The 24,626-nt window shown below is 61.3% G+C and carries 24 protein-coding genes and 3 tRNA genes; 19 read left to right on the plus strand and 8 right to left on the minus strand.

The features are described from left to right. The first annotated feature begins 22 nt into the window (after positions 1 to 22). The 6 genes from AB1E33_RS01670 to lexA all read left to right on the plus strand — a co-directional run bounded on the left by AB1E33_RS01670 (position 23) and on the right by lexA (position 4,848). On the plus strand, positions 23 to 604 hold the full coding sequence (locus AB1E33_RS01670; protein ID WP_372575517.1) for an anthranilate synthase component II: 582 nt from the start codon (positions 23 to 25) through the stop codon (positions 602 to 604). Further along, positions 601 to 1,620 carry an anthranilate phosphoribosyltransferase gene (gene trpD / locus AB1E33_RS01675; protein ID WP_372575518.1) on the plus strand — a complete coding sequence of 340 codons (1,020 nt, stop codon included), beginning with the start codon at positions 601 to 603 and terminating at the stop codon, positions 1,618 to 1,620. Before AB1E33_RS01670 ends, trpD begins: the two co-directional genes overlap by 4 nt. Next, positions 1,617 to 2,429 (plus strand): indole-3-glycerol phosphate synthase TrpC, encoded by an 813-nt coding sequence (gene trpC, locus AB1E33_RS01680; RefSeq protein ID WP_372575519.1) that lies wholly within the window; start codon positions 1,617 to 1,619, stop codon positions 2,427 to 2,429. The genes trpD and trpC overlap by 4 nt, the downstream gene beginning before the upstream one ends. Continuing rightward, positions 2,429 to 2,902, plus strand: coding sequence for a cyclic pyranopterin monophosphate synthase MoaC (moaC, locus tag AB1E33_RS01685; protein WP_372575520.1), 474 nt, complete (start codon positions 2,429 to 2,431; stop codon positions 2,900 to 2,902). Before trpC ends, moaC begins: the two co-directional genes overlap by 1 nt. Then, positions 2,899 to 4,071, plus strand: coding sequence for a molybdopterin molybdotransferase MoeA (locus AB1E33_RS01690; protein ID WP_372575521.1), 1,173 nt, complete (start codon positions 2,899 to 2,901; stop codon positions 4,069 to 4,071). The genes moaC and AB1E33_RS01690 overlap by 4 nt, the downstream gene beginning before the upstream one ends. Positions 4,072 to 4,149: 78 nt before the next feature. Next, positions 4,150 to 4,848 carry a transcriptional repressor LexA gene (gene lexA, locus AB1E33_RS01695; protein WP_372575522.1) on the plus strand — a complete coding sequence of 233 codons (699 nt, stop codon included), beginning with the start codon at positions 4,150 to 4,152 and terminating at the stop codon, positions 4,846 to 4,848. 12 nt (positions 4,849 to 4,860) lie between these two features. Here lexA and AB1E33_RS01700 read toward each other — a convergent pair whose 3' ends face one another. Then, positions 4,861 to 6,894: a ComEC/Rec2 family competence protein gene (locus AB1E33_RS01700; protein WP_372575523.1), complete on the minus strand. Its 2,034-nt coding sequence runs from the start codon at positions 6,892 to 6,894 to the stop codon at positions 4,861 to 4,863. A 79-nt stretch (positions 6,895 to 6,973) separates the two neighbouring features. Here AB1E33_RS01700 and gltX point away from each other — a divergent pair, with 79 nt between their 5' ends. Both gltX and gltA read left to right on the plus strand, forming a co-directional pair. Further along, entirely contained in the window at positions 6,974 to 8,389 is a 1,416-nt protein-coding gene (gene gltX, locus AB1E33_RS01705; protein ID WP_372575524.1) for a glutamate--tRNA ligase, read from the plus strand. A 116-nt stretch (positions 8,390 to 8,505) separates the two neighbouring features. After that, a complete protein-coding gene (gene gltA, locus AB1E33_RS01710) occupies positions 8,506 to 9,801 on the plus strand; it encodes a citrate synthase (RefSeq protein ID WP_372575525.1) in 1,296 nt (431 codons plus the stop codon). A gap of 234 nt (positions 9,802 to 10,035) precedes the next feature. Here the strand turns inward: gltA and AB1E33_RS01715 are convergent, their stop codons facing one another. Continuing rightward, positions 10,036 to 10,974, minus strand: coding sequence for a homocysteine S-methyltransferase family protein (locus tag AB1E33_RS01715; RefSeq protein WP_372575526.1), 939 nt, complete (start codon positions 10,972 to 10,974; stop codon positions 10,036 to 10,038). A 119-nt stretch (positions 10,975 to 11,093) separates the two neighbouring features. On the opposite strand from AB1E33_RS01715, the gene AB1E33_RS01720 reads away from it, so the two are divergent. Beyond that, on the plus strand, positions 11,094 to 11,984 hold the full coding sequence (locus AB1E33_RS01720; protein WP_372575527.1) for a LysR substrate-binding domain-containing protein: 891 nt from the start codon (positions 11,094 to 11,096) through the stop codon (positions 11,982 to 11,984). 214 nt (positions 11,985 to 12,198) lie between these two features. Here AB1E33_RS01720 and AB1E33_RS01725 read toward each other — a convergent pair whose 3' ends face one another. Continuing rightward, positions 12,199 to 13,278 carry a PA0069 family radical SAM protein gene (locus AB1E33_RS01725; RefSeq protein WP_372575528.1) on the minus strand — a complete coding sequence of 360 codons (1,080 nt, stop codon included), beginning with the start codon at positions 13,276 to 13,278 and terminating at the stop codon, positions 12,199 to 12,201. 210 nt (positions 13,279 to 13,488) lie between these two features. Between AB1E33_RS01725 and AB1E33_RS01730 the strand changes: the two genes are divergently transcribed. After that, positions 13,489 to 14,187, plus strand: a complete 699-nt coding sequence (locus AB1E33_RS01730; RefSeq protein ID WP_372575529.1) for a cobalamin B12-binding domain-containing protein — start codon at positions 13,489 to 13,491, stop codon at positions 14,185 to 14,187. Positions 14,188 to 14,386: 199 nt separating this feature from the next. Next, positions 14,387 to 15,040: a DUF1638 domain-containing protein gene (locus tag AB1E33_RS01735; protein WP_372575530.1), complete on the plus strand. Its 654-nt coding sequence runs from the start codon at positions 14,387 to 14,389 to the stop codon at positions 15,038 to 15,040. Between the two features lie 74 nt (positions 15,041 to 15,114). On the opposite strand, the gene AB1E33_RS01740 is transcribed toward AB1E33_RS01735, so the two are convergent. Then, entirely contained in the window at positions 15,115 to 15,525 is a 411-nt protein-coding gene (locus AB1E33_RS01740; protein ID WP_372575531.1) for a SufE family protein, read from the minus strand. A 142-nt stretch (positions 15,526 to 15,667) separates the two neighbouring features. Here AB1E33_RS01740 and AB1E33_RS01745 point away from each other — a divergent pair, with 142 nt between their 5' ends. Then, positions 15,668 to 16,195: a hypothetical protein gene (locus AB1E33_RS01745; protein WP_372575532.1), complete on the plus strand. Its 528-nt coding sequence runs from the start codon at positions 15,668 to 15,670 to the stop codon at positions 16,193 to 16,195. Between the two features lie 18 nt (positions 16,196 to 16,213). Here AB1E33_RS01745 and rnd read toward each other — a convergent pair whose 3' ends face one another. The 3 genes from rnd to purM form a co-directional block, all read right to left on the minus strand. Continuing rightward, positions 16,214 to 17,371: a ribonuclease D gene (gene rnd / locus AB1E33_RS01750; RefSeq protein ID WP_372575533.1), complete on the minus strand. Its 1,158-nt coding sequence runs from the start codon at positions 17,369 to 17,371 to the stop codon at positions 16,214 to 16,216. 129 nt (positions 17,372 to 17,500) lie between these two features. Then, positions 17,501 to 18,097 carry a phosphoribosylglycinamide formyltransferase gene (purN, locus tag AB1E33_RS01755; protein ID WP_372575534.1) on the minus strand — a complete coding sequence of 199 codons (597 nt, stop codon included), beginning with the start codon at positions 18,095 to 18,097 and terminating at the stop codon, positions 17,501 to 17,503. After that, complete coding sequence (gene purM / locus AB1E33_RS01760) at positions 18,094 to 19,140, minus strand: phosphoribosylformylglycinamidine cyclo-ligase (protein ID WP_372575535.1); 1,047 nt, start codon at positions 19,138 to 19,140, stop codon at positions 18,094 to 18,096. The genes purN and purM overlap by 4 nt, the downstream gene beginning before the upstream one ends. A 105-nt stretch (positions 19,141 to 19,245) precedes the next feature. Between purM and AB1E33_RS01765 the strand changes: the two genes are divergently transcribed. After that, positions 19,246 to 19,321, plus strand: a tRNA-Ile gene (locus AB1E33_RS01765). A 237-nt stretch (positions 19,322 to 19,558) separates the two neighbouring features. Further along, the gene (locus AB1E33_RS01770) at positions 19,559 to 19,993 is read left to right on the plus strand and encodes a hypothetical protein (RefSeq protein ID WP_372575536.1); all 435 of its coding nucleotides are present in this window, start codon (positions 19,559 to 19,561) and stop codon (positions 19,991 to 19,993) included. 133 nt (positions 19,994 to 20,126) lie between these two features. On the opposite strand, the gene AB1E33_RS01775 is transcribed toward AB1E33_RS01770, so the two are convergent. Further along, the gene (locus AB1E33_RS01775; protein ID WP_372575537.1) at positions 20,127 to 21,446 is read right to left on the minus strand and encodes an ATP-binding protein; all 1,320 of its coding nucleotides are present in this window, start codon (positions 21,444 to 21,446) and stop codon (positions 20,127 to 20,129) included. A 41-nt stretch (positions 21,447 to 21,487) separates the two neighbouring features. Between AB1E33_RS01775 and AB1E33_RS01780 the strand changes: the two genes are divergently transcribed. The 5 genes from AB1E33_RS01780 to AB1E33_RS01800 all read left to right on the plus strand — a co-directional run bounded on the left by AB1E33_RS01780 (position 21,488) and on the right by AB1E33_RS01800 (position 24,623). After that, positions 21,488 to 22,402 carry an MBL fold metallo-hydrolase gene (locus AB1E33_RS01780; protein WP_372575538.1) on the plus strand — a complete coding sequence of 305 codons (915 nt, stop codon included), beginning with the start codon at positions 21,488 to 21,490 and terminating at the stop codon, positions 22,400 to 22,402. An 81-nt stretch (positions 22,403 to 22,483) separates the two neighbouring features. Beyond that, positions 22,484 to 22,558: transfer RNA gene (locus AB1E33_RS01785), tRNA-Asn, on the plus strand. A 92-nt stretch (positions 22,559 to 22,650) separates the two neighbouring features. Beyond that, positions 22,651 to 22,725, plus strand: a tRNA-Asn gene (locus AB1E33_RS01790). Between the two features lie 198 nt (positions 22,726 to 22,923). Next, positions 22,924 to 23,454 carry a hypothetical protein gene (locus AB1E33_RS01795; protein ID WP_372575539.1) on the plus strand — a complete coding sequence of 177 codons (531 nt, stop codon included), beginning with the start codon at positions 22,924 to 22,926 and terminating at the stop codon, positions 23,452 to 23,454. Positions 23,455 to 23,591: 137 nt separating this feature from the next. Beyond that, complete coding sequence (locus tag AB1E33_RS01800; protein WP_372575540.1) at positions 23,592 to 24,623, plus strand: alcohol dehydrogenase catalytic domain-containing protein; 1,032 nt, start codon at positions 23,592 to 23,594, stop codon at positions 24,621 to 24,623. The last annotated feature ends 3 nt before the right edge of the window (positions 24,624 to 24,626 follow it).

The raw sequence follows: 24,626 nt of genomic DNA on the forward strand, positions 1-24,626 counted from the left end.
AGCCCTTAATCAACGAGCCGACATGCTGCTGCTGATCGATAACTACGATTCCTTCACCTATAACCTGGTTCACTACCTGGGCGAGCTTGGGGCCGAGATGGTCGTGCGCCGCAACGACGCGCTGGACGTGCAGGAGGCAATGGGCATGAAGCCAGACGGCATCCTGCTCAGCCCCGGCCCCTGCGACCCCGATCAGGCGGGGATATGCCTCGCCTTGACCGAGGCCGCCGCCGAAACAAAAACACCATTGATGGGTGTCTGCCTGGGGCATCAGACCATCGGCCAGGCCTTTGGTGGCAAGGTCGTGCGCTGCCATGAGATCGTGCATGGCAAGATGGGCATGATGCAGCACTGCGGCAAAGGCGTCTTTGCCGGATTGCCCTCGCCGTTCGAGGCCACGCGCTATCATTCGCTGATCGTCGAACGCGACAGCCTGCCCGACTGTCTTGAGATCACGGCCGAGCTTGAGGATGGCACCATCATGGGCCTTCAGCACCGCGAATTGCCGATGCACGGCGTGCAGTTTCACCCCGAATCCATCGCCTCCGAACATGGTCATGCGCTGCTGCGCAACTTCCTGGACGAAATGAAGGTTCCCGCATGAGCGACGCGCTGAAACCGCTGATCGACGCCGCCGCCAATGGTCCCCTGACCCGCCCACAAGCCGAACAGGCCTTCCACGTGCTATTTGACGGCGCGGCGACGCCAAGCCAGATCGGTGGACTACTGATGGCACTGCGCACGCGAGGCGAGACAGTGGACGAATACGCCGCCGCCGCCGCCGTGATGCGCGCGAAATGCCACGCGGTGTCCGCGCCCCAGGGAGCGATGGACATCGTCGGCACTGGCGGGGATGGCAAGGGCACGCTGAACATCTCGACCGCGACCGCCTTTGTGGTGGCCGGGGCGGATGTGGTGGTGGCCAAACATGGCAACCGTAATCTCAGTTCCAAATCCGGCGCGGCGGACGCGCTGGGGCAGATGGGCATCAACGTGATGATCGGCGCGGATGTGGCTGAAAAGGCTCTGAAAGAGGCCGGTATCTGTTTCATGATGGCGCCGATGCATCACCCGGCAATTGCCCATGTGATGCCAACGCGGCAGGAACTTGGCACCCGCACCATCTTCAACATTCTCGGACCCCTCACCAATCCGGCGGGGGTAAAGCGGCAGCTGACCGGCGCGTTTTCCCGCGACCTGATCCGACCCATGGCCGAAACGCTGGGCCAGCTCGGTTCCGACCGCGCCTGGCTGGTTCATGGCTCGGACGGCACCGATGAGCTGACAATCACCGGCATCAGCTGGGTCGCGGCGCTCGAGGATAACGTTGTGAAGGAAGTTGAACTGCACCCCGAAGATGCCGGACTGCCGGTGCATCCGTTCGAAGACATTCTCGGCGGTTCGCCAGAAGAGAATGCGCGCGCGTTCAATGCGCTTCTCGATGGCGCGTCCTCGGCCTATCGCGATGCGGTGCTGTTGAACGCCTCTGCCGCTCTCATCATTGCCGAAAAAGCCGTTGATCTGCGCGAAGGTGTTGAAATCGCGGCGGAAAGCATCGATAGCGGTAAGGCGCGCGCGAAAATCTCGGCCTTGGCCAAAATCACACAGGACGCCCCATGACGGAAACCATTCTTGACAAGATCAAGGCCTACAAACTGGAAGAGATTGCGGCGGACAAGGAAGGGGTCCCGCTTGACCGGATGGAGGTGCTGGCCCGCGAGGCGCCCACCGTGCGCCCCTTCCTGACCGCTCTGGGAGAGGCCAAGCGCGGCGGCTATGGCCTGATCGCCGAAATCAAGAAAGCCAGCCCGTCCAAAGGCCTGATCCGCGCCGATTTCGATCCGGCCGCGCTGGCGGCCGCCTATGAAGCCGGTGGGGCCGCCTGCCTGTCTGTGCTGACCGACACGCCCAGCTTTCAGGGCGCGAAGGACTACCTCAAACAGGCCCGCGCCGCGTGCAATCTGCCGGTCCTGCGCAAGGATTTCATGTATGACCCCTATCAGGTGGTTGAAGCGCGCGCGCTGGGGGCCGATTGCATCCTGATCATCATGGCCTCGGTCGAGGATAATCAGGCCGCCGAGTTGGAACAGACCGCCCATGAATGGGACTTGAATGTGCTGATCGAGGTGCATGACGAGCATGAGCTTGAACGCGCCGCCAAGCTGACCAGCCCGTTGATCGGCATCAACAATCGCAATCTGCACACCTTCGAGACGTCGCTCGACACCACGCGGAAGCTGTCCAAGCTGGTGCCGTCGGACCGCACGATCGTCTGCGAAAGCGGGCTGCACGCGCCCGAGGAACTGGCCGATATCGCCCGCTATGGCGCGCGCTGCTTCCTGATCGGCGAAAGCCTTATGCGGCAGGATGATGTGGCAAAAGCGACCCGTGATTTGCTGGCCAACCCTCTGGTGCCTGGGGCCATGTGATGGCGCTGACGCATTTCGACAACAAGGGTGATGCCCACATGGTCGACGTCTCGGACAAGGAGATCACCGACCGGATCGCCGTGGCCGAGGGTCACGTGAGCATGCAGCGCGAAACCTTTGATATCATTTCAGAAGGTCGCGCCAAGAAGGGCGATGTACTGGGTGTCGCGCGGCTGGCGGGCATCATGGGGGCCAAGAAGACCCCCGACCTGATCCCGCTCTGCCATCCCCTGCCTGTGACCAAAGTCGCGGTAGAACTGACATTGGATCCGGACCTGCCGGGTGTTCGGATCGAGGCCACAGTGCGCACCACCGGTCAGACTGGCGTCGAGATGGAGGCGATGACCGCCGTTTCCACCGCCGCGCTGACGGTCTACGATATGGCCAAGGCCGTGGACAAGGCGATGCAGATTGGTGGCATTCGCGTGGTGTTAAAAGATGGCGGAAAATCAGGCCGCTACGAGGCGCAATGATCTCTGTCGACGCGGCCCGCGCGCATCTGTTTGACCTCGTGTCACCACTGGAGACGGAAACCGTTACGCTTGCGCAGGCAGCAGGACGGGTGCTGGCCCGCGATGCGGTCGCCACGCGTGATCAGCCGCCCTTTGCCGCCTCATCCATGGATGGCTATGCGGTCAAATCGGCGGAAGTCGAACAGCACGCCATTTTCAAGATCATCGGCGAAGCGGCTGCAGGGAATGGATTTTCCGGCAACGTCAAACCCGGCCAGGCGGTGCGCATCTTCACTGGTGCTCCGATGCCCGAAGGCGCGGATTTTGTCGTCATTCAAGAAAATACCGACCGGCGCGACGATCTGCTCACCATCACCGAGGCACCGGGCACCAAATCCAATGTCCGGCCTGCGGGTGTGGATTTCCGGACCGGTGACCATCTGCCCGCACCGCGTCGCCTGTCGCCGTCGGACGTGGCCCTGCTTGCGGCGATGAACATCCCCGATGTACCGGTCAGCCGCCGACCGGTCGTTGCCCTGATCTCCAACGGTGACGAGTTGGTCATGCCCGGAGACACCCCCGGCCCCGACCAGATCATTGCCTCCAATACGTTCGGCCTGAAGGCGCTGTTCGAAGAGGTCGGCGCGCAAGTCCGCATGCTGCCGATCGCGCGCGATACCACCCGCTCTCTCACCACCGCGCTGGAACTGGCTTTTGGCGCAGACCTCGTCATCACCATCGGCGGTGCCTCAGTCGGAGATCACGATCTGGTCGAAGAGGTCACCGGCGCGTTGGGCATGGAACGGGCTTTCTACAAGGTGCGCATGCGCCCGGGCAAACCGCTCATGGCGGGGCGGTTGGGCACGGCAGCGATGATCGGGCTGCCCGGCAATCCGGTCTCGGCCATGGTTTGCGGGCATATCTTTGTTGCCCCCCTGTTGCGACACATGCTGGGCTTGCCGAATCCCCTGCCCGAGATGCGCACGGCGCCACTGACCAACTCGCTGCCCGAAAACGGACCGCGTGCGCATTACATGCGGGCGACCCGCACAGTTGACGGAATTGCGGCGGCCGTTAACCAGGACAGCTCGCTGTTGCGCGTTCTGGCAAGCTCCAACGCCCTGATCGTGCGCCCGCCTGGGGACCCGGCCCGTGGTACCGGGGACACGGTCGATTACATCCCGCTTTGACGGCAATGCCAAGCGCATTGACACAAAACAGGAACATGCGTAGAACAAACGTAAACGCATGGAGCAGAGGTGTGCGCAATGCTGACCAAGAAGCAGTTGGATTTGCTGGAGTTTATTCACAAACGGCTACAGGCCGACGGGGTGCCCCCCAGTTTCGATGAAATGAAAGTGGCGCTGGACCTGCGGTCGAAATCCGGCATTCACCGCCTGATCACCGCATTGGAAGAGCGCGGGTTTATCCGCAGGCTCGCCCATCGCGCCCGCGCCATCGAGATCGTGAAGCTGCCCGAGAGCCTTGGTGGCGAATCCACAGTCGGGTTCCAGCCCCGGGTCATCGAAGGCGACCGGCCCGACGCGCCGCGCCCGGCCAATACCGAACCGGTTGCCGTTCATGCGATGGAACTGCCCGTCATGGGCCGCATCGCCGCCGGTGTCCCGATCGAGGCGATCAGCCATGTGTCCAGCCATGTCTCAGTGCCCGGCACGATGGTGTCCGGCACCAGCGAGCATTATGCGCTCGAGGTCAAAGGCGATTCGATGATCGAGGCGGGGATCAACGATGGCGATATCGTCGTGATCCGCGAGAGCGCGGCTGCTGATAATGGCGATATCGTTGTGGCGCTGGTCGAAGATCAGGAAGCGACGCTGAAACGTTTCTTCCGTCGTGGCAACGCCATCGCGCTTGAGGCTGCCAACCCGGCTTATGAAACCCGCGTCTTCCCGGAAGAGAAAGTGCGCGTTCAGGGCCGCCTGGTCGGACTTATTCGCACCTACTGATCCTTGCGCCTTTCACCTTTGGCGCGCGACCCCGTGCCAAAGGCGGCGTTGGCCCTGTTTGCTGGCCGCGATCTTGCCTGCCTCGCTGATCGAAAGACTGCCGGTCTGGCGCAGCAGGGCTGGATCGACGATCCGGCAGCCCCCGGGCAGATCCAACGGCACGGCACTCACGATGATCTGGTCCGCAGCACATTCGGTCACGGTTCTGGCGGCCCGTTTGCCAGCAACATGCACGATCTGCCAGGACCCCAGCCGCATCTTCGGTACCTTTCCCTCACCTATGGTCCAGCGCGTTGCCGCTGTTGCCTGATCCTTGCCATCGCCATCGTTTTCCAACCAGACCTTGGCCACGAACCCGCTGCCCTTCGCCCGGCTAAGCGCCCTGCCCGTGTCTGTCATCACGCCCACCAGCTTGCCGCTATCGGCGATCAGTACCTGCGGACGGTCCGCCCCCGCCCAAAGCCCGATGGCACAGACCATCGGCACTGCGCCCATCCATCGCAACCGGCCCTGCCACAGAATAACAAAAAGCGCGCCCAGGGTCAGCAGCGGCAAAACCTGCGGGCCGGGGCTGACAACGTGACCGCGCGCGCCCTCCAGCGCGGCCACGTAATGCGCAACGCCCAAAATCCATGTCAGGCCCAGCCCCATCAGCTTTAACCCGATCCAGCCCAACCCGAAGGGCGACAGGAGCAGTGCCAGAACTGCGGCGGGAATCACTAGCAACCCCATAAGGGGCACCGAGAGCAGGTTCGCAGGCAGGCCATAATGCGCGATGGCGTTGAAATGCGCCGCCGCAACCGGCGCGGTGGCGAAGCCCGCCACCGCCGATGAGATGACGACCCCGGCGGCGGGCTTCAACCATTTGGGCAGCACCGAAACCTCCCACCCCCGGATCGCGCCAAAGACCGCCACCAGCGCGGTGGTTGCGGCGAACGACATCTGGAAACCGGGGCTGAGCAGGGACTCGGGCCGCAGCGCCAGCACGATAAGCGCTGCCATCGCCACCGCGCGCAGCGATATCGCACGGCGATCCACCAGCACGGCACACAGCATGACCGACACCATGATGAACGCACGCTCGGTCGCCACATTGCCGCCCGACAACGCCAGATAGGCCGCCGCCGCCAGCAGCGCGCCAATCGCGGCCAGCTTCTTGACCGGCCAGCGCAGTGCCAGGGGCGGAATCAGGCAGAGCGCAAACCGAAGCCCCGCAAATACGAAGCCGGTCAGCAGCCCCATGTGAAGCCCCGAAATCGCCAGCAGATGCGCCAGATTACTGGCCCGCAGCGCATCGAGCGTAGCCAGGCTCACACCGCTGCGGTCGCCAGTGGTCACCGCCGCCGCGAACCCGCCAACATCACCGGGCAGCACTCGTCTGATATGAGAAGACACCGCCATGCGCAGAGCAAAGATCCGCATACCCAGACGATCCAGCTCGGGCGGTGCCACCGTCAAAACCGGAACGCGCGTATAGCCCACCGCGCCGATACTCTTGAACCAGGCGTGGCGGCGGAAATCGAAGCCTCCGGGCTCGACGGGGCCCTGCGGTGGTGACAGATGCCCGGTGGTCATGATCTGCTGCCCCGGCACTGGCAGTTCGGTAGCATCGCCGTGCAGCGACATGCGGACACGGCGCGGCGTCTCATCCGGCGCGACGCGCAGCAGGCGCACCCGGTCCAGCGTGACGCGCGGTGCGTCCGAGGCCGACCGGTCCAGCCCGATGACACGCCCCTCGACCGGGCCGTAATAGTGCCAGTCCAGCACCGGCCCGGCGACCTGATGCGCCCGGTAGCCCGACAGAAGGAACCCCATGGCCGCCATGGCCAGCGCCGCCCAGAGCGGCGTCCACGCACCCGGATGGCGCAACGCCACCCGGGTTCCGGACAGCGCAGCCAAAGCCAACGCGATGTAAAACGCCCGCGACGGTTCCTGCGGCAACATGAAATAGGCACCGATCCCCAGCGCCATGCAGACCGGCGCCCAGGGAAACAAGTACCCGCGCTGCCGCAGCAGTGCCGCTTCGATCCGCGCCAGAACGCGCATGCTTGCTCCTGTCCGTCCGGCTCGTTATTCAGACGGCAACGCTATCTCCCCCATGGTTACCAAAAGGTAAAAGGCATCAATGTCTGATCAGGTTGTCACCCGTTTCGCCCCGTCTCCGACCGGGTTCCTGCATATCGGCGGCGCGCGCACGGCGCTGTTCAACTGGCTCTATGCCCGTGGCCGAGGCGGCAGGTTTCTGCTGCGGATCGAAGATACCGACCGCGAGCGCTCCACCCCTGAGGCGACGGCGGCGATTTTGCAGGGCATGGAGTGGCTGGGTCTCGATCACGATGGGGAGGTGATCAGCCAGTTCGAGGGTGCCGACCGCCATGCCGAAGTGGCGCGTCAGCTGCTGGGTGAGGGCAAGGCCTATAAGTGCTTTGCCACCCAGGACGAGATTGCCGCCTTCCGCGAGCAGGCGCGCGCCAAGGGCACATCCACCCTCTTCCGCAGCCCCTGGCGCGAGGCCGATGCCGCGACCCACCCGGACGCGCCTTTCGTGATCCGCATCAAGGCCCCGCAACAAGGTACAACCGTGATCCATGATCAGGTGCAGGGGGACGTCACCATCCGCAACGACCAGTTGGACGACATGGTTCTGCTGCGCTCGAACGGCACGCCGGTCTATATGCTGGCCGTAGTGGTGGACGACCATGATATGGGAGTGACCCATGTGATCCGGGGTGATGACCATCTAAACAACGCCGCGCGGCAGATGATGATCTATGAGGCGATGGGCTGGGACGTACCAGTCTGGGCACATATCCCGCTGATCCACGGGCAGGACGGCAAGAAGCTGTCCAAGCGTCACGGTGCATTGGGGGCGCAGGAATACCAGGCGATGGGCTATCCCGCGGCTGGTATGCGCAACTACCTGGCGCGCCTGGGCTGGAGCCATGGCGATGATGAGTTCTTTACCGATGAACAGGCGCGCGACTGGTTCGATCTGGACGGAATCGGCAAAAGCCCGGCCCGGTTCGACCTGAAGAAGCTGGAAAATCTCTGTGGTCAGCATATCGCCATTGCCGATGATGCTGCATTGCGGCAAGAAATCGAGACCTACCTGGCTGCGGCAGATCAGCCCGCCTTGACGCAGGCACAATCAACCAATCTTGAACGGGCCATGTTCTGCCTCAAGGATAGGGCGCGAACCTTCCCGGAACTGCTTGAAAAGGCAGAGTTTGCCTTGACCTCGCGCCCGATTGAACCCGATCAGAAAGCGGCCAAGGCATTAAATTCTGTATCCGACGGTATACTGAAGGATTTGACGCCGCATCTGCAAAATGCTAGCTGGTCGCGAGAGAGCTTGGAGGAACACCTGTCCGCCTTCTGCGAGGCGCGCGAATTGAAATTCGGCAAACTGGCCGGACCTCTTCGCGCTGCATTGGCGGGCCGGTCGGTAACACCTTCGGTGTTTGACATGATGGTCGTTCTGGGGCGCGAAGAAACCCTGGCCCGACTGGCAGACGCGGCGGAACTGGCCCTGTCGTCCTGACACGGGCCGCGCTTCCCCAATAACCCGGCTTGCGCGGTCCCCGCGCGAGCACCATCCGCACGGTTCTGATGGCTCCGTCTGGCGCCGTTGCCGTGTTTCAAAGAGGAAGGGACATAATGACTGAAAACAAGAAATCGGCCACGCTGAACGTACACGGCAAAACCTATGATCTGCCGATCTTTTCGCCGACTGCCGGCCCGGACGTGATCGACATTCGCAAGCTTTACAGCGATGCAGGCGTCTTCACCTACGATCCGGGCTTCACATCCACGGCAAGCTGCGACAGCACAATCACCTATATCGACGGCGACAAGGGTGAACTGCTGCACCGGGGCTATCCGATCGACCAGCTGGCCTCGCAATCGCATTTCCTCGAAATGTGCTATCTGCTGCTCTATGGCGAATTGCCGAAAGCCGGCGATCTGGAAAAATTCGAGAGTACAATCACCCGCCACACGATGCTGCACGAACAGATGCAGTATTTCTATCGCGGTTTCCGCCGCGATGCGCATCCGATGGCGATCATGGTTGGCGTTGTGGGCGCGATGTCCGCCTTCTACCACGATTCGACCGACATTCATGATCCGCATCAGCGCGAGGTCGCTTCGCATCGGCTGATCGCCAAGATGCCGACCATTGCCGCCTGGGCCTATAAATACCACATCGGCCAACCCTTCATCTATCCGCGCAACGATCTGGACTATGCGTCGAACTTTCTGCGTATGTGTTTCGCGGTGCCGGCAGAGGAATATGAGGTCAATCCGATCCTCAGCCGTGCGATGGACCGGATTTTCATGCTGCAGGCCGATCACGAGCAGAACGCATCGACCTCGACAGTACGACTGGCGTCCTCCTCGGGTGCGAACCCGTTTGCCTGTATCGCGGCGGGCATCGCCTGTCTCTGGGGGCCGGCGCATGGTGGCGCCAACCAGGCCTGCCTGGAAATGCTTGAGGAAATCGGATCGGTCGACCGCATTCCCGAGTTCATTGACCGCGCCAAGGACAAGAACGATCCGTTCCGCCTGATGGGCTTTGGTCATCGGGTCTACAAAAACTTCGATCCGCGCGCGACGGTGATGAAACAGTCCGCCGACGAGGTGCTGGACCTGCTGGGAATCGAGAGCAACCCCAAACTACAGGTCGCCAAGGCGCTAGAGAAACAGGCATTGGAAGATCCCTATTTCGCCGAGAAGAAACTGTTCCCAAATGTGGATTTCTATTCGGGCATCGTGATGGAAGCGATGGGCTTCCCGACCTCGATGTTCACGCCCATCTTCGCGCTCAGCCGCACCGTGGGCTGGATCAGCCAGTGGAAGGAAATGATCGCCGATCCACAGAACAAGATCGGCCGCCCGCGCCAACTGTACCTGGGCGAAACCTTGCGCGACTACGTGGATATCGAAAAGCGCTGATTGCGGCGCCAAAGCGAAGAAGACCCCGCGATTGCCGGGGTCTTTTTTTTGAACTTCACCCAAGGCTTCGCTGTTCCACGCCTTCTCTTAACGGCAGCTAGAAGCCCATACTGTTTGATACTGTGGGCGGTGGGTATGCCAGTTTCTGCACTCGCAGACCCAAAAAACAGCAAAATAAAGAAAGGGCTGTTTTGGGCCACATGAGTTTGTGGGCCAACTCGATTTGACCGCGCCCTATGCAACCTGCAACACCGCTGCGGCGATTTTATCGACATGCACGAAATCTGTTCCACAGCATCCGCCAAAGACGTTCATGTTCGGGAAGCTCCGGCGGATGTCGCTGTATTGTCCTGCAAGCTCATCAGGATTGCCTTCTTCAAGATGCCCAAGTTTGCAAAGCGTACCGTGATCCAGGGTCGACGCATTCGCCCGCAATCCTCGGATGCGCCTTGTCCAGGCTCCAGAAGTCAGCGCCGGACCGAAATCCGCCGGATGCGAGCAGTTAATCATGTAGTATGCGGGGGCTTCGCCGGTTTGGGCATCGACGGCCTCAATGGCCTCCCGAAGGCTCTCTCCACTTCTGAGGCAGCGGTTCTTCTCCAACGTGAACGAGATGACGCAAGGCAATCCCGCTGACTGCGCAGCGCGAGCGATCCCGACAGCTTCGGCAGTCGTGTTCAACGTCAGAGCTGTTACGATGTCAGCGCCGCCTGCTTTGAAGGTGGCAATTTGCTTGCTGTGATAATCTTCGGCACCTTCAGCAGTCAGACCTTGGTTGAGTTTGTAGGCATCGCCTTTCGGCCCGATGCATCCACTGATGACTGTTTTTGAGTTTGCTAAACCGGCGGCGCGCGCCGCGTCTCGGTAGAGATTGAAGCACGCGTGGTTCATCTCCGCCAGACTTTCATCGGAGTACCCCAGAAGTCGACCCCAATCCCTGCTGGCACGGTAGGTCAGACTGTCGAAGATAAAGCTTGCTCCATGCCGAACTGCAAGCTCGGCGAACGTGCTATAATACTCGTCGAGCGCCAGCTTCGCCTTCGGATTGTGGAGCAAATGAAAGGCCGCGAATTCTTCAAGTTCGAACCCTCGTTTGTACATCAGCCAGGTTTCGGTGCCACCGTCGGTCAGGAATAGATCATTTGTCTGATGCGGCAGTGTTGGAGTCGCCATGGGCCTAACCTCATTCAAGATGCGTGTGTGGATACACAAAGGCTAGGTTGTGGTGGTCATTTCGCACAAACGATCATACTTTGCTCCACAAGTTAAATTTTCTACGGCGTAGTTGTGACATGCCCAGGCGTTTGCCTTCACTCAACCAGCTTCGTGCGTTCGAAGCCGCAGCACGGTATCAGAGCATCAAAGATGGTGCGGACGAGCTATGTGTGACGCCTGCCGCCGTAGGTCACCAAATCCGCGCACTGGAAAGCTTTCTGGAGATGACGCTTTTTCATCGCGGCGTCCGACAGATCACGTTAACTGAACAGGGCAAACGACTGGCGGACGAGATTGGCCATGCGCTTGATCGGATCGAAGCTGCGGTTGCCCCGGCTCTGAATGACAGCATGTCTGGGACGCTGAAAATTTCCGTGGCACCGTTCTTCGGCAATCGCTGGCTGCTGCCACGGTTGCAGAAGTTTAGCGGACTTCATCCTCTGATCGACGTTCAGCCAGTTTTGTCGTTCGACTATGTCGACTTGGCGAAAGCGGGATTTGATGCAGCGGTACGGTACGGTGATGGTAATTGGGACGGTACGGTTTCCGAGTTGGTCTTCCGCGATACTCTGCGGCCCGTTTGTGCGCCACAATTGTTGGAGGGGCGCGACCTGCCTCTTGCTCCGGGTGACATTCTGGGGCTGCCGCTCGCTTCTGCGCGAAACTGGCCAGATGACTGGTCGGCTTGGGCGGAGGCCGTCGGAACGAAGCTGGGCGATGAAGTGAAAGTGCATGAGTACGAAAGCCGTTCCTTCATGTTCGACAGCGCCCTGTCAGGACAGGCCGTTATCCTTGCGGATGCCCGCATGACTGGCGCCGACGAAAAGGCTGGTCGATTGGTTTGTTTAAAGGAGCTCAGTGTCGAGCGTTCACAAGGCATACATGTCGTCGCCGCCTTTTCGGCATTTAGCCGAAAGGTTCGGGCCTTTTCTGACTGGATGAAGGCAGAGGCAGCCTCGTGTGGGTGAAAGCTGTTTATTTCCAATGCATTGAAATCTCCCCTTTGGTCTGCAGAGGAAGCGACGGTCACAAACGTCTGACTTTGGCAGGCTGCCAAAAGCGCCCATTGGCGCGGCTGCAGCGGATCCAATGGCGATAAACAGACGGCCAAATCTTGGACTTTTTCAACACCATCTCTGTACAATTTTCCTCCAAAAACCCGGCACATCAGCTTGCGTATGCTCAGAACAAGCTCAGTTGATCGCCCTTTTGTGGCGGCACCGCGAACAGCTCGGTTCTGAGCGGCGGGGCTTCTTCCGAAAGACCCAGCCGTCTGCAGGCGGCCTTGAACCGTTGCGCCACCATCTCGGCATACGGCCCCTGCCCTTGCATCCGGTGACCCCATCGCGCGTCGTATTCCTTGCCACCATGCATTTCACGCAACCGTGCCATCACCCGGGCCGCGCGATCCGGGTAATGCTCGGCCAGCCATTCTTGCCAGAGCGTCGAGACCTCGCGCGGCAGGCGCAACATGATCCAGCTCGCGTTTTTTGCCCCGGCCTCGACCCCCGCCGCAAGCAGCGCCTCAAGCTCATGATCGCTCAACCCCGGCACCAGTGGCGAGGTCATCACCCGCACCGGCACCCCCGCCTGCGCCAGCCGTCGGATCATCAGCAGCCGTCGCGCAGGTGACGGGGCGCGCGGTTCCATCCGGCGCGACAGGCCGGTATCCAGCGTGGTCAGCGAGATCCCGACCCGCACCAGACCTTTGGCCGCCATCGGTGCAAGAATGTCCAGATCCCGCTCGATCAGCGCACCTTTGGTGACGATCGCAACCGGGTGGTTGAATTCGGCCAGCACCTGCAAGCACTTGCGCGCGATGCCGTGGTCGCGTTCGACCGGTTGATACGGGTCGGTATTGGTGCCGATCGCTATGGTCGCGACCTTGTAACGCCGCGCCGACAATTCCCGTCGCAGCACCTCTGCCGCGTTGGGTCGGGCCACCAGAACGCTCTCGAAGTCAAGGCCCGGCGACAGACCGAGATAGGCATGGGTCGGGCGCGCAAAGCAATAGACGCAGCCATGTTCACAGCCCCTGTAAGGGTTGATCGACCGGTCGAAGGGCAGATCCGGCGAGCGATTATAGGTGATCAGGCTGCGCGCATGTTCGATCCGCAATTCGGTACGCAGCAATCTGGACTCTTCGGTGATTTCCCACCCGTCCCAAACCTCTTCGCGCGACAGATCGAACCGACCCGACGCGTTGGACACAGCGCCACGGCCCGGCCTGCGCTGTGCGGAAATATCGGCAGATTGATCCATTCACCCAAAGTAGAACATAAAGAGAACATTCGCAACAAACACATTATCTTCCTGCAAATTTCTCATTTTCAGATTTTCAAATTCATCTCTATAGGTCGGTTGTAGCGTCGCCAGTGTCGCAATTAACGCAGTCCATTTGCGGCCTTTTGAGCAAAAAGAAGCAAGAAATAACCTAGGGTCACAAACCCGTAACACCGAGGAATCGCGCGCATGTCGGAAGAAGATGACATCATCCTGTCGGAACTCGACGACGAAGAACTTGTGCAACAGATGTTCGACGATCTCTATGACGGTCTCAAGGAAGAGATCGAAGAGGGCGTGAACATCCTGCTGGAGCGCAAGTGGATGCCCTATGACATCCTGACCAAGGCGCTGGTCGGCGGGATGACCATCGTGGGCGCAGATTTCCGCGACGGCATCCTCTTTGTGCCCGAGGTTCTGCTGGCCGCCAACGCGATGAAAGGCGGCATGTTCATCCTCAAGCCACTGCTGGCCGAAACCGGCGCACCGCGCGTCGGCAAGATGGTGATCGGCACGGTCAAGGGCGACATCCACGACATCGGCAAGAACCTCGTGTCGATGATGATGGAGGGCGCGGGCTTCGAAGTGGTCGATCTGGGCATCAACAACCCGGTCGAGAATTACCTCGAAGCGCTGGAAACCGAACAGCCCGACATTCTGGGCATGTCCGCCCTGCTGACCACCACGATGCCCTATATGAAGGTCGTGATTGACACGCTGATCGAACAGGGCCTTCGTGACGACTATATCGTGCTTGTCGGCGGCGCGCCGCTGAACGAGGAATTTGGCAAGGCCATCGGCGCCGACGCCTATTGCCGCGACGCCGCCGTGGCGGTGGAGACCGCCAAGGACTTCGTCAGCCGCAAACACAATCAGCTGTCCGCCTGACGGCACGTTTCCGAACACTGAAACGGGGCGGGCCGCAACCGGCGCCGCCCTTTTTATTTGCCCTACCCAACCCCAGATAAGCCCAAAGGAGACAAGACCATGCAACCGAACTTCGTGACTATCCTGCTCGCCGCCGTTGTTGCGATTGGCCTGACAGTCTGGGTTGGTGCCTGATCCGGGTGCGCCGGGGAGACCGACAATGATCAGCGATACAGAACTGACTCAGAAAGGCTTGCAAGCGCGCGGCGAAGGCCGGATTCTCCTCATCGCTTGCGGTGCGCTTGCGCGCGAGATTCTGGCCCTGATCAAGGCCAACGGCTGGTCGCATATGACCCTGACCTGTCTGCCCGCCATCTATCACTTGCACCCCGAGAAAATTCCGCAAGCGGTCGAAGAGACGGTGATGAAAAACCGTGACGATTATGACGATATTTTCGTTGTCTATGCCGATTGCGGCACCGGAGGGTTGTTGCAATCGCTCTGCGACCGGCTGGGTATCCAGATGGTCGCCGGGCCACATTGCTATTCTTTCTTCGAAGGAAACGACCGCTTTTCCGAGCTCGCCGAAGACGAGTTCACCGCCTTCTACCTTACTGATTTTCTAGTTCGGCAATTCGACGCCTTCATCTGGAAACCCATGGGGCTCGACCGCCACCCCGAACTGCGTGACATGTATTTCGGCAATTACACCAAGCTGGTCTATCAGGCCCAGATCGACGACCCGGCACTCACCGAAAAGGCAAAAGCCTGCGCTGAACGCATGGGCCTCGACTTCGAGCGACGGTTCACTGGCTATGGCGACCTGAACACCGCCCTTGCTGCACTCAACCGCGATCCCTCTTCATCTGGCTGAAAACATCCCGGGGGATGCGCCATTGGTTCGAGCAGCAATGGCGGCTGGGTTGGCCCTTCGCTTGCGCAACCTGCTCAAGCGTTCTCGGCCGCCACGTCTCGAATGCGCTCGACCATCGAGCGCAGCCCGTTCGACCGCTGCGCCGACAGATGGTCGTTCAGACCCAGCCGCTCCAGCTCGGCCCGCGCGTCGATCCTGGACACCTCGGCCACCGGCGCACCATTATAAAGCGCCCGCAAAACCGCGATCAGCCCGCGCACGATCAGCGCGTCGCTGTCACCGTCAAAGCGAAACATCCCGTTCTCGATCACCGGATGCAGCCAGACTTGGCTGGCGCAGCCATGTACTTTGGTGGCTGGCACTTTCAGTGCGTCGTTCAAGGGCTCCATCGCTTTGCCCTGCTCAATCACATGGCGATAGCGGTCTTCCCAGTCGTCGAGAAACTCGAAATCCTCGACGATATCTTCAAAGGCTGGGCTGGCCATCGGCATGCTCCGTCATGTGGCAGGTCACAACCGTCACCTAAGCTCGCCCTGCCCGCCTGTCCAGACCCACGATGGGTTTTCAAGCGCCGCCGGATAGGCTAACCGGTTTGCAGGCAAGACGAATTGACCGGGGCGGTTGCAGATGCGGGTTTCATTGACGTTTCTTCTGATTGGATCACTGACGCTGGGCGCGTGCAGTTCATGGCGAGACTCGCGCGTGAACCCGTCGAACTGGTTCAACAGGTCAGAACCTGCGGCGGTCAATGTAGATACCGAAGGCACGGTCAACCCGCTGCTGCCGTCGGAAGGGACCAGCGAAGGCATCTTCTCCCCGTCCGAACCGGTGGACGGCTCTGTGCCGATCACCAAGCTGACCGCGATGCGGGTCGAAAAGACCAATGCCGGCGCGATCATCTACGCCACTGGCGTGGCGCAGCGACAAGGCGCGTTTGACGCGGTTCTGCGTCGCAACCGGTCCGAAGAGAACACCAAGAACGGCGTGCTCAGCTACACGTTCCGCGTGGTCTACCCCGAGGACGCAACGCCGCAGGGCGACGAAGCCTCGCGCACCATTCACGATGCGGTCACCGTCACAAACGAGACGCTTGAGGGAATCCGCCTGATCCGGGTGACATCGGAACGCAACGCGTTGGAATCCCGCCGTCGTTAAACGTCTTCTGCTCGCAGATCAGAGCGCGACGACCCTAACGCTCTGGCCCTTGGCGGAAAGTGCTATCTGGCCGTCGCAGAGCCGCAGCGCGTCTTCACCGAAAACCTCATAGCGCCAGCCGGACAAGGCCGGCACGTCGCGCTCGCCCGCCGCGATCTGGTCGAGATCGGCACTGGGCGCGATCAGCTTGGCGGCAACACCCGCACTTTCGGTCTTGGCTTTCAGCAGCACCCGCAGCAGATCGGCCAGCGCCGGGTTCACCTGTAGCTTGTCGCGGCTACGGTCGGGTTTCGGCATCTCATCGGAAGGGCAGTTCACGCCACGCTTGACGGCGGCCAGAATCCCCTCGGCAATCGGCCCCTTGCGCGCCTCGCGCAAAAGCAGGCGCGACCCGCCCAGATCAGCCGGGTTGCGCGGCTTGGTCGAGGCCAGCTCGATCAGGGCGTCATCCTTGAACACCCTGTTGCGCGGCACATCCTGGGTTTGGGCATAGCCTTCGCGGAACTTAGCCAGTTCCCGCACCACTGCCAGGAACTTGCCGGAATTGGTCCGCGTCTTGACGCGTTTCCAAGCCTGATCGGGCTGCACGAGGTACGTGGCAGGATCGGTCAGCACTTGCAATTCCTCGGTCACCCAATGACTACGGTCGGTTTTCTCGAGCTCGGCTGCGAGATATTCATAGATCACCCGCAGATGGGTCACATCGGCCAGAGCATAGGTCTTTTGCGCCTCGCTCAGCGGGCGACGCGACCAGTCGGTAAAGCGCGAGGATTTGTCGACGCCCTCTTTTACGATCTTGCGCACCAGCGTCTCATATCCCACCTGATCTCCAAAGCCGCAGACCATGGCCGCGACCTGAGTGTCAAAAAGCGGTTTAGGAAAGACCTGCGCGTTGATCCAGAAGATTTCCAGATCCTGGCGCGCGGCATGAAAGACCTTGACCACTTCCTCGTTGCGGAAAAGGTCATAAAGCGGCTCAAGCGACATGCCGTTCGCCATCGGATCGACAAGCACGGCGCTGTCTTCATCCTCGCCGGGAAAGGCTATCTGCACCAAGCACAGGCGCGAGTAATAGGTCCGCTCGCGCATGAATTCGGTATCTATGGTCACATAGGGATGGCCGGCGGCAGCGGTGCAGAAGGCGGCCAGCTCTTGGGTCGTTGTCAGTGTTTTCATTCGGCTCGGATGCCCTGTTCTTCTTGTTGTCGCACTCGCCCCTGTTCCGGTATGCCGGAGCCCCAAGGCTGAGCATACGCAGAACACGGCCCGACTGCAATTGTTCGCGTAGCAGTGGTTTGGACGTGGTTAGCCCAACAGAACTGGGCTGCGGTCCCCGCCCGCAAAACGACGCAGAACCGCCGGGTAAAGGCGATGTTCCTGCACCAGAACCCGCGACGCCAGAGTCTTGGGGGTATCGCCGGGTTCAACCGGCACCCGCGCCTGTCCCAGAATGGGTCCGTCATCCAGTGCCGCGGTGACCTCGTGCACGGTACAGCCATGTTCACGATCGCCTGCGGCAAGCGCGCGGTCATGGGTGTGCAGGCCTTTGTATTTCGGCAAAAGCGAAGGGTGGATATTCAGCATCCGCCCCTCGAATCGGGCGACGAAATCCGCCGTCAGCACCCGCATGAACCCGGCGAGGCAGACAATATCCGTTGCGCTGTCCAGCAGTGGCTGCAACAGCGTGGCCTCGAATGCGGCGCGGTCGCCCTTGAAAGGTCGATGATCGACACTCGCTACCGGCACGCCTCGCGCCGCCGCTTTCGCCAGCCCGCCCGCCTGCGGGTCGTTGGACAGAACCAGACAGGGTCGCGCCGGGTGATCGCCGGTCATGCTGTCGAGCAACGACAGCATGTTCGACCCTCCACCTGAGATCAGGATCGCGACCCGTTTGGGGCTCACAGTAGCTTGCCCGTATAGGCGATCCCGCTTTCGGCCGTCACTTGACCCAGCACGGCGACGCTCTCACCCTGTTCGCGCAACAACTCTGCAACAGCTTCTGCACGATCTACGGCGCAGGCCACTACCATGCCGATACCGCAATTGAATGTCTTGAGCATTTCCGCTTCTGCAATGCCGCCAGTCTGGGCCATCCAACGGAATACCGGCGGCAGTTCCCAGGCACCCAGATCAATCTTCGCGCCCATGCCCTCGGGCAGAACGCGCGGCAGGTTCTCGGTCAGGCCACCGCCGGTGATATGGGCAAGCGCATGCACGCCACCCGCCCGGATCGCCGCCAGCACCTGCCGCACATAAAGCCGCGTCGGCGCCAGCAGCGCCGCGCCCAGCGAGCCGTCAGCCCAGGGGCAGTCGGCCTCCCAACCCAGCCCCGAGATCTCGACGAGCCGCCGCACCAGCGAATAGCCGTTGGAATGGACCCCGTCCGAGGCGAGGCCCAGCAGCACATCGCCCTCCTGCACGCCCTCGGGCAGCGCGGTGCCACGCTCCATCGCGCCGACAGCAAAGCCTGCCAGATCGAAATCACCTTCGGGGTACATGCCGGGCATCTCGGCGGTCTCGCCCCCGATCAGCGCGCAGCCAGAGCGTTCGCAACCTGTAGCTATCCCCTCGATGATCCGCGCGGCCTGATCGGTCTCGAGCTTGCCCGTGGCGAAATAATCCAGAAAGAACAATGGCTCGGCGCCCTGACACACCAGATCATTGACACACATGGCGACCAGATCAATGCCGACGCCATCCAGCAGACCGGTATCGATGGCGATCCGCAACTTGGTCCCCACCCCATCGGTCGCGGCCACCAGAACCGGGTCTTCATAGCCTGCGGCCTTGAGGTCAAACAGAGCGCCGAACCCGCCCAACCCGCTCATCACGCCGGGGCGGCTGGTGCGCTTGGCAGCCGGCTTGATCCGATCGACCAGAGCGTTGCCCGCATCGATATCCACGCCCGCATCCGCATAGGTGATGCCGTTCTTGCCCGCCGTCATGATCGCGTCCTCGTCATTGCCTGCGCGCGGGTTAGTCCATTGCGCGCGCGCATGCAACGGTCAGGCTTGACGCGACCCGCGATCCTGTTAGGCATGGCCTCAGGCGGGCCTGTAGCTCAACGGTTAGAGCAGAGCGCTCATAACGCTTTGGTTGGGGGTTCAAATCCCTCCGGGCCTACCAAACACTTTCCCCGCACGACGCCCAATGCAATGCCCGGTCAGACTCGACCTCACCCGCATGTTACAAGCATCGGCAAGAATCCGCAGACCGGAGTGTCCGAAATTGTTTAATTTTCTCAATTATCCGGCGTGCTGCATACTCATTTAAGCGCGCAGGGGCGGCAAGCGGGGCCAGGAAATGAAACATTCAGAACACCTAACCGATTCAAGGCTCCGGCCCGCACCGCAACCGTGTCCAATGCCCGACCCTTCTGATGCGCTATCCCATCGGTCCTGCGATACTGGCAGGGCTGCGCGTGCTGAACAGGCGCTGGCCGAGATGCGCGCGGATGCGCGGACCTATCGCGTTGTCCAGGCGGTGCTGTCGATGAAGGCGCTGGCGCGCGAGGAACAAGTGATCGTTCTGGACGAATTGCTGCAGCACCGGCGCACCCCTGCGCTGGCCAGCCTGCTTGAGCTGCTTCGGGCCGAAATGTCCGACATATCGCGCGCCGAGCAATTCCTGACACCGCTTGAAATCATCGCGCGCCATGATTGCCTGCATGATCTGGCGGGATGCCTGCGCAAGACCGGCCATCCGCCGTCGGACGAGCTGTGTTTCCGGGCTTTCGAGGTCGGTCTGACACTGAACACCTATAAAGGCATCGTTGAGGCAGCGGAACTGGCCGCCTGACTCGTATTCCGGCTAGTCGCTTCGACGACGTTTGAGCATCGCTCACACAATCTGCTTTGCAGTCGACGCTCTATTCACTTGTTTTAACGCGCAATTTGATCCGAAAATCGGTTCCCGTTTTTTGGATTGTGCTCTAACGCCCGATCACGATGTCGGCGCAAAGCCCGCCCAACCGCTTGCTGTCCCCCAACCGCAGCGCACCGCCATGGGCGCGGGCGATGTCGGCAACGATGGCTAGCCCCAGCCCAACTCCGGTTCCCTGGTTCTGATTGCGCGACGGGTCGAGCCGCGCAAAGGGTTTCATCGCTTCGCTGCGCTGGTCGGGCGCGATGCCCGGCCCGTCATCCTCGACCCGAAGTCGCAGGGATTTGGGTGTGAAGGCCACGCTGACCTCGGCACGGTCCCCATAGCGGACCGCATTGTCGATCAGGTTTTGTAGCGCACGTCGAATCGAATCGGGGCGCAGGGTGGCGCGGCCCTCGCCCTCGGGCGGCAGAAGCGTAACGGATTTGCCGGCGCGCTGGGCATCCTCAACGATCCGCGCAACCAGAGCCTGCGGGTCCAGCGTCTCCGCCTCGCCTTCGGCTGCACCGCGGGAGAAATCCAGAAACGAATCCACCAACCGCTGCATCTCATTGACATCTTCCAGCAGCGGTTCGGCGTCCTGTTCGTCCAGCATCGACAATCCCAGCTTCAGCCGAGTGAGTGGGGTGCGCAAATCGTGGCTGACACCGGACAGCATCAGTGTGCGCTGTTCGATCTGCCGTTCGATCCGGGCCCGCATGTCGATAAAGGCATTGCCCGCCTCGCGCACCTCGGTTGCGCCACCGGGATGGTAAGTGACGTTATGGCCACGCCCGAACGCCTTGGCCGCGCGCGCCAGCCGCGTGATCGGGCGCAACTGATTGCGCATATAAAGCGAGGCAATCGCAGTCATCAGAATGCCGCAAAACACCATGGTGACGATCAGCTGATGCGGCGCGGTGGGCGTCAGGCGGCGGCGGCTGATGGTCAGTTCCATCGGCCCCAGGTCACTGTCGAGATAGATCAGCGCCGTCTTGTCCGGCAAAAGCGTAACCGACCGGACCACGGGTAGGCTCTGTTTCAGCGTATCCCGCGCGACCCCGCCGGTGTAGTCAAAGAGCCCGATACCATCTGCCGAGGGCACCTCTTGCGGTGGCAGGAACCGGACCTTCATGTTCAGCGACCCAAGGAACGGCCTGACCCGCGCGATCAGTTCCTGCTGGGTCTCTGCCCCGGTCACCTGATCGCGCACCATCCGGACTTCGCGCACGACAGTACCTGTCATCTGCTGTGTCACATCCTCCAGATGCCGCTGGATGAAGGTGAAGGACATAATCGCCAGCAGCATTGCAACCGGCAGCACCAGAATCAACGCGGCGCGCCCGTAAAGGCCGCGCGGCATATAATGTTTGAGCCAATCGAAGGACATACGCTAAGGGTAACCTCGCAGAAATCCAAGAGAAAGAGCCGATGCTTCCTCCCCCCGACGATTTCGACCCGCCTGCTGGCGTGGCGGTCACGCTATCGCCCGGCTTGCGTCGCGTGTTGGCGCGTAACCCCTCGCCGATGACCTATCGCGGCACCAACACCTATCTGCTTGGGCAGAGCGATCTGGCGGTGATCGATCCCGGCCCGCTCAGCGATGCACATCTGGAGGCCATTCTGGCCGCTGTAGAACCCGGGCAGCGCATTTCGCATATCATTGTGACCCACAGCCACCTGGACCATTCACCGCTGGCCAGGCCCCTGTCAGAGCGCACCGGTGCACCGGTTCATGGCTTTGGCGGCCCCGACGCCGGACGCAGCCAGGTCATGACCGAACTGGCTGCCAACGGGCTGGGTGGTGGCGGAGAAGGCATCGACCACGACTTTCGCCCCGATATCGAGATCGCCGAGGGCGAGATCCTGCAAGGCCCGGACTGGACGCTCGAGGTGATCCACACGCCCGGCCATCTGGGCAATCACATCGCGCTGGGCTGGGGTGATATCTGCTTTACCGCCGACCATGTGATGGGGTGGGCCAGTTCGTTGGTCTCGCCGCCCGATGGCGATCTGACCGATTTCATGGCCTCCTGCGCCAAGCTGCGCGCGCGCGCCTGGTCGGTCTTTCACCCGGGTCACGGCGCGCCCGTTCTTGATCCTGCGGGGCGGCTCGATTGGCTGATCGCGCATCGCCAGGGCCGCGAGGCGGCTATCCTGAGCGCCCTCGAGGCAAGCGCCGCCACCGCAGGCCAAATCGCCGAGCAGGTCTATACCGAGACGCCCCCCGCCCTGTTGCCCGCCGCCGAACGCAATGTCTTTGCCCATCTGGTCGATCTACGCGGTCGGGACCTGGTCGCCCCTGCAGGCCCGCTTGCGGCGGATGCAATATTCAGACGGCGATAAGTGCGCCTGCCGGTGGGCTGCAAAAAAGCGTGAAATCCCTCTGGACGCCTCAAATCCGGATTGCTATACGGCGCAAACCGTTCCGGCGTAGCTCAGCGGTAGAGCAGTTGACTGTTAATCAATTGGTCGTAGGTTCGATCCCTACCGCCGGAGCCAAAATCCCCCCAGAATTCACTAAAAAGACGCGTCGATTTTTGCGTTTCCCCTCTGGACGCCCCGAATCCGGATTGCTATACGGCGCGAACCGTTCCGGCGTAGCTCAGCGGTAGAGCAGTTGACTGTTAATCAATTGGTCGTAGGTTCGATCCCTACCGCCGGAGCCAAAAGTTTCCCCAAAAAGACCTCGTGTGGTTGCACGAGGTCTTTTTTCTTGCGTCAACTGGCATGTCCTTGCCAGCCCGCCCCGCGCTGCCTCGCAAGAACCGGCCTGCCACGCAACTTATTGAAGAAACTGTCGTCATCTGGACATCTCAGGCTGATACTCAAAGAACGAATCCACTCGTTTTGAAAAGGTAACCCACATGTCCAGATTGATTGGCGTTGTCGTCGTCCTCGCAGCGCTCGCTGCGGTTTACTATTTTACCATCTATCAGGAGCCGACCCCGACCGAACAGCTTGAAACTGCGGCACAGGACGCGGGCGATGCGGTTCAGGATGCCGCCTCTGCCCTGGGGGAGGCTGTGTCCGACTCCGCCCAGTCGTTGACGGAACAGGCCGGCGACACGGTGGCTGCTATTCAGGAGCAGGGCGCACAGGCGCTCGAAGATGCATCTGGTGCCGTGACGGAATCGATCAACAACTCCACCTCCGCCGTTGCCGACGGCGCGGCGGGCCTTCAGCAGCAGGGTCAGGAATTGATCAAGAATCTGCAGGATGAAGGGCTGCTGACCGAGGCCGGGTTCGATTACGACAAAGTCGTCAGCCAGGTGGAGGCCAGCCCGCTGGTGCAGGTGGTCAAGGATCAGTTCATCGCCATCGTCGGCGAGATTCGTGACGCGCCAGAGCAGTTTGACGCCGGGCTGGACAAGCTCAAGGCGCTTTTCCAGGGCTGAATACCCGCGCTGATTGACAGCCCGGACGACGCATGTTGTCCTGCCCCCCAAAGAACAATCTGCCGCAGACATTTTCGCTTGGCTGCGGCGGTCACCCCACGCGCACCCCCGCGCCGGTGACCGAACAGGAGGACAGGATGAGCGATTTTCCCGACTCGATGCAGGCCGCGATTTTGACCCATGACGGCTATGCTCAGACGGCCTCTGGTCCGGCCATCGACGATGCCGCGGACTGGTTGCAGGCGGCCGAGATTCCGGTGCCTCAGCCGAGTGCGGGTCAGGTTCTGATCCGGATGCGAGCGGCCTCGGTCAACCCGTCCGATCTGCACTTCATCAAGGGTGAATACGGCCAGCCCCGCGTCAAGGGCCACCCCGCCGGGTTCGAAGGCTGCGGCGACGTGGTTGCAACCGGTGAAGGGGCCGAAGCGCTGGCCGGCCAGCGCGTCGCCTTTGTTGCCGCAGGTTCAGGCGCATGGGCGGAATATGTCGTGACCCAGGCAATGATGTGCATCCCGCTGCGCCCTGATGTGTCGGATTTCGACGGGGCCGCGCAGATCGTGAACCCGCTGACGGCGGTGGCCATGGTTGATATTGCCAAACAGGCGGGCGACGCGTTCATCATCTCGGCCGCGACCAGCCAGCTAGGCAAGCTGATGTGTGCCCTCGGTCGCGATCTTGGCCTGTCCCCCATCGCCCTCGTGCGCCGTGCTGACGCAGTGGACCAGCTCAAGGAACTGGGTGCCGCCGAGGTTCTGGTCACCAGCGACGCCAGTTTCACCGACCGCCTGACCGAGGTGATGCGGGAATTGAAACCGCGCGTCTTCCTCGATGCGGTGGCGGATCAGCAATGTGAAACCATCTTCACCGCAATGCCCAACGGTGCGCGCTGGATCATCTACGGCAAGCTCAGCACCGAGCTGCCCGCGCTGACCCAGACCGGACAGTTGATCTTCATGGGCAAGCGGATCGAGGGGTTCTGGCTGACCCAATGGATGACCAGCACCCCGCCGCAAGACCAGATGCGGGTGGTGAGTGAGGTCCAAGCCCGATTCGCCGATGGCCGCTGGAGCACGGATGTCGCGGCGACGGTCCCGCTGCGCGATCTGGTCAGCACGCTTGCCGAGACGCTGAAAACCACCAAAGGCAAGGTCATGATCGTCCCCGAGTGATCG

Origin of the sequence: Ruegeria hyattellae, assembly GCF_041537925.1 — a bacterium.
Taxonomy (GTDB): domain Bacteria; phylum Pseudomonadota; class Alphaproteobacteria; order Rhodobacterales; family Rhodobacteraceae; genus Ruegeria_C.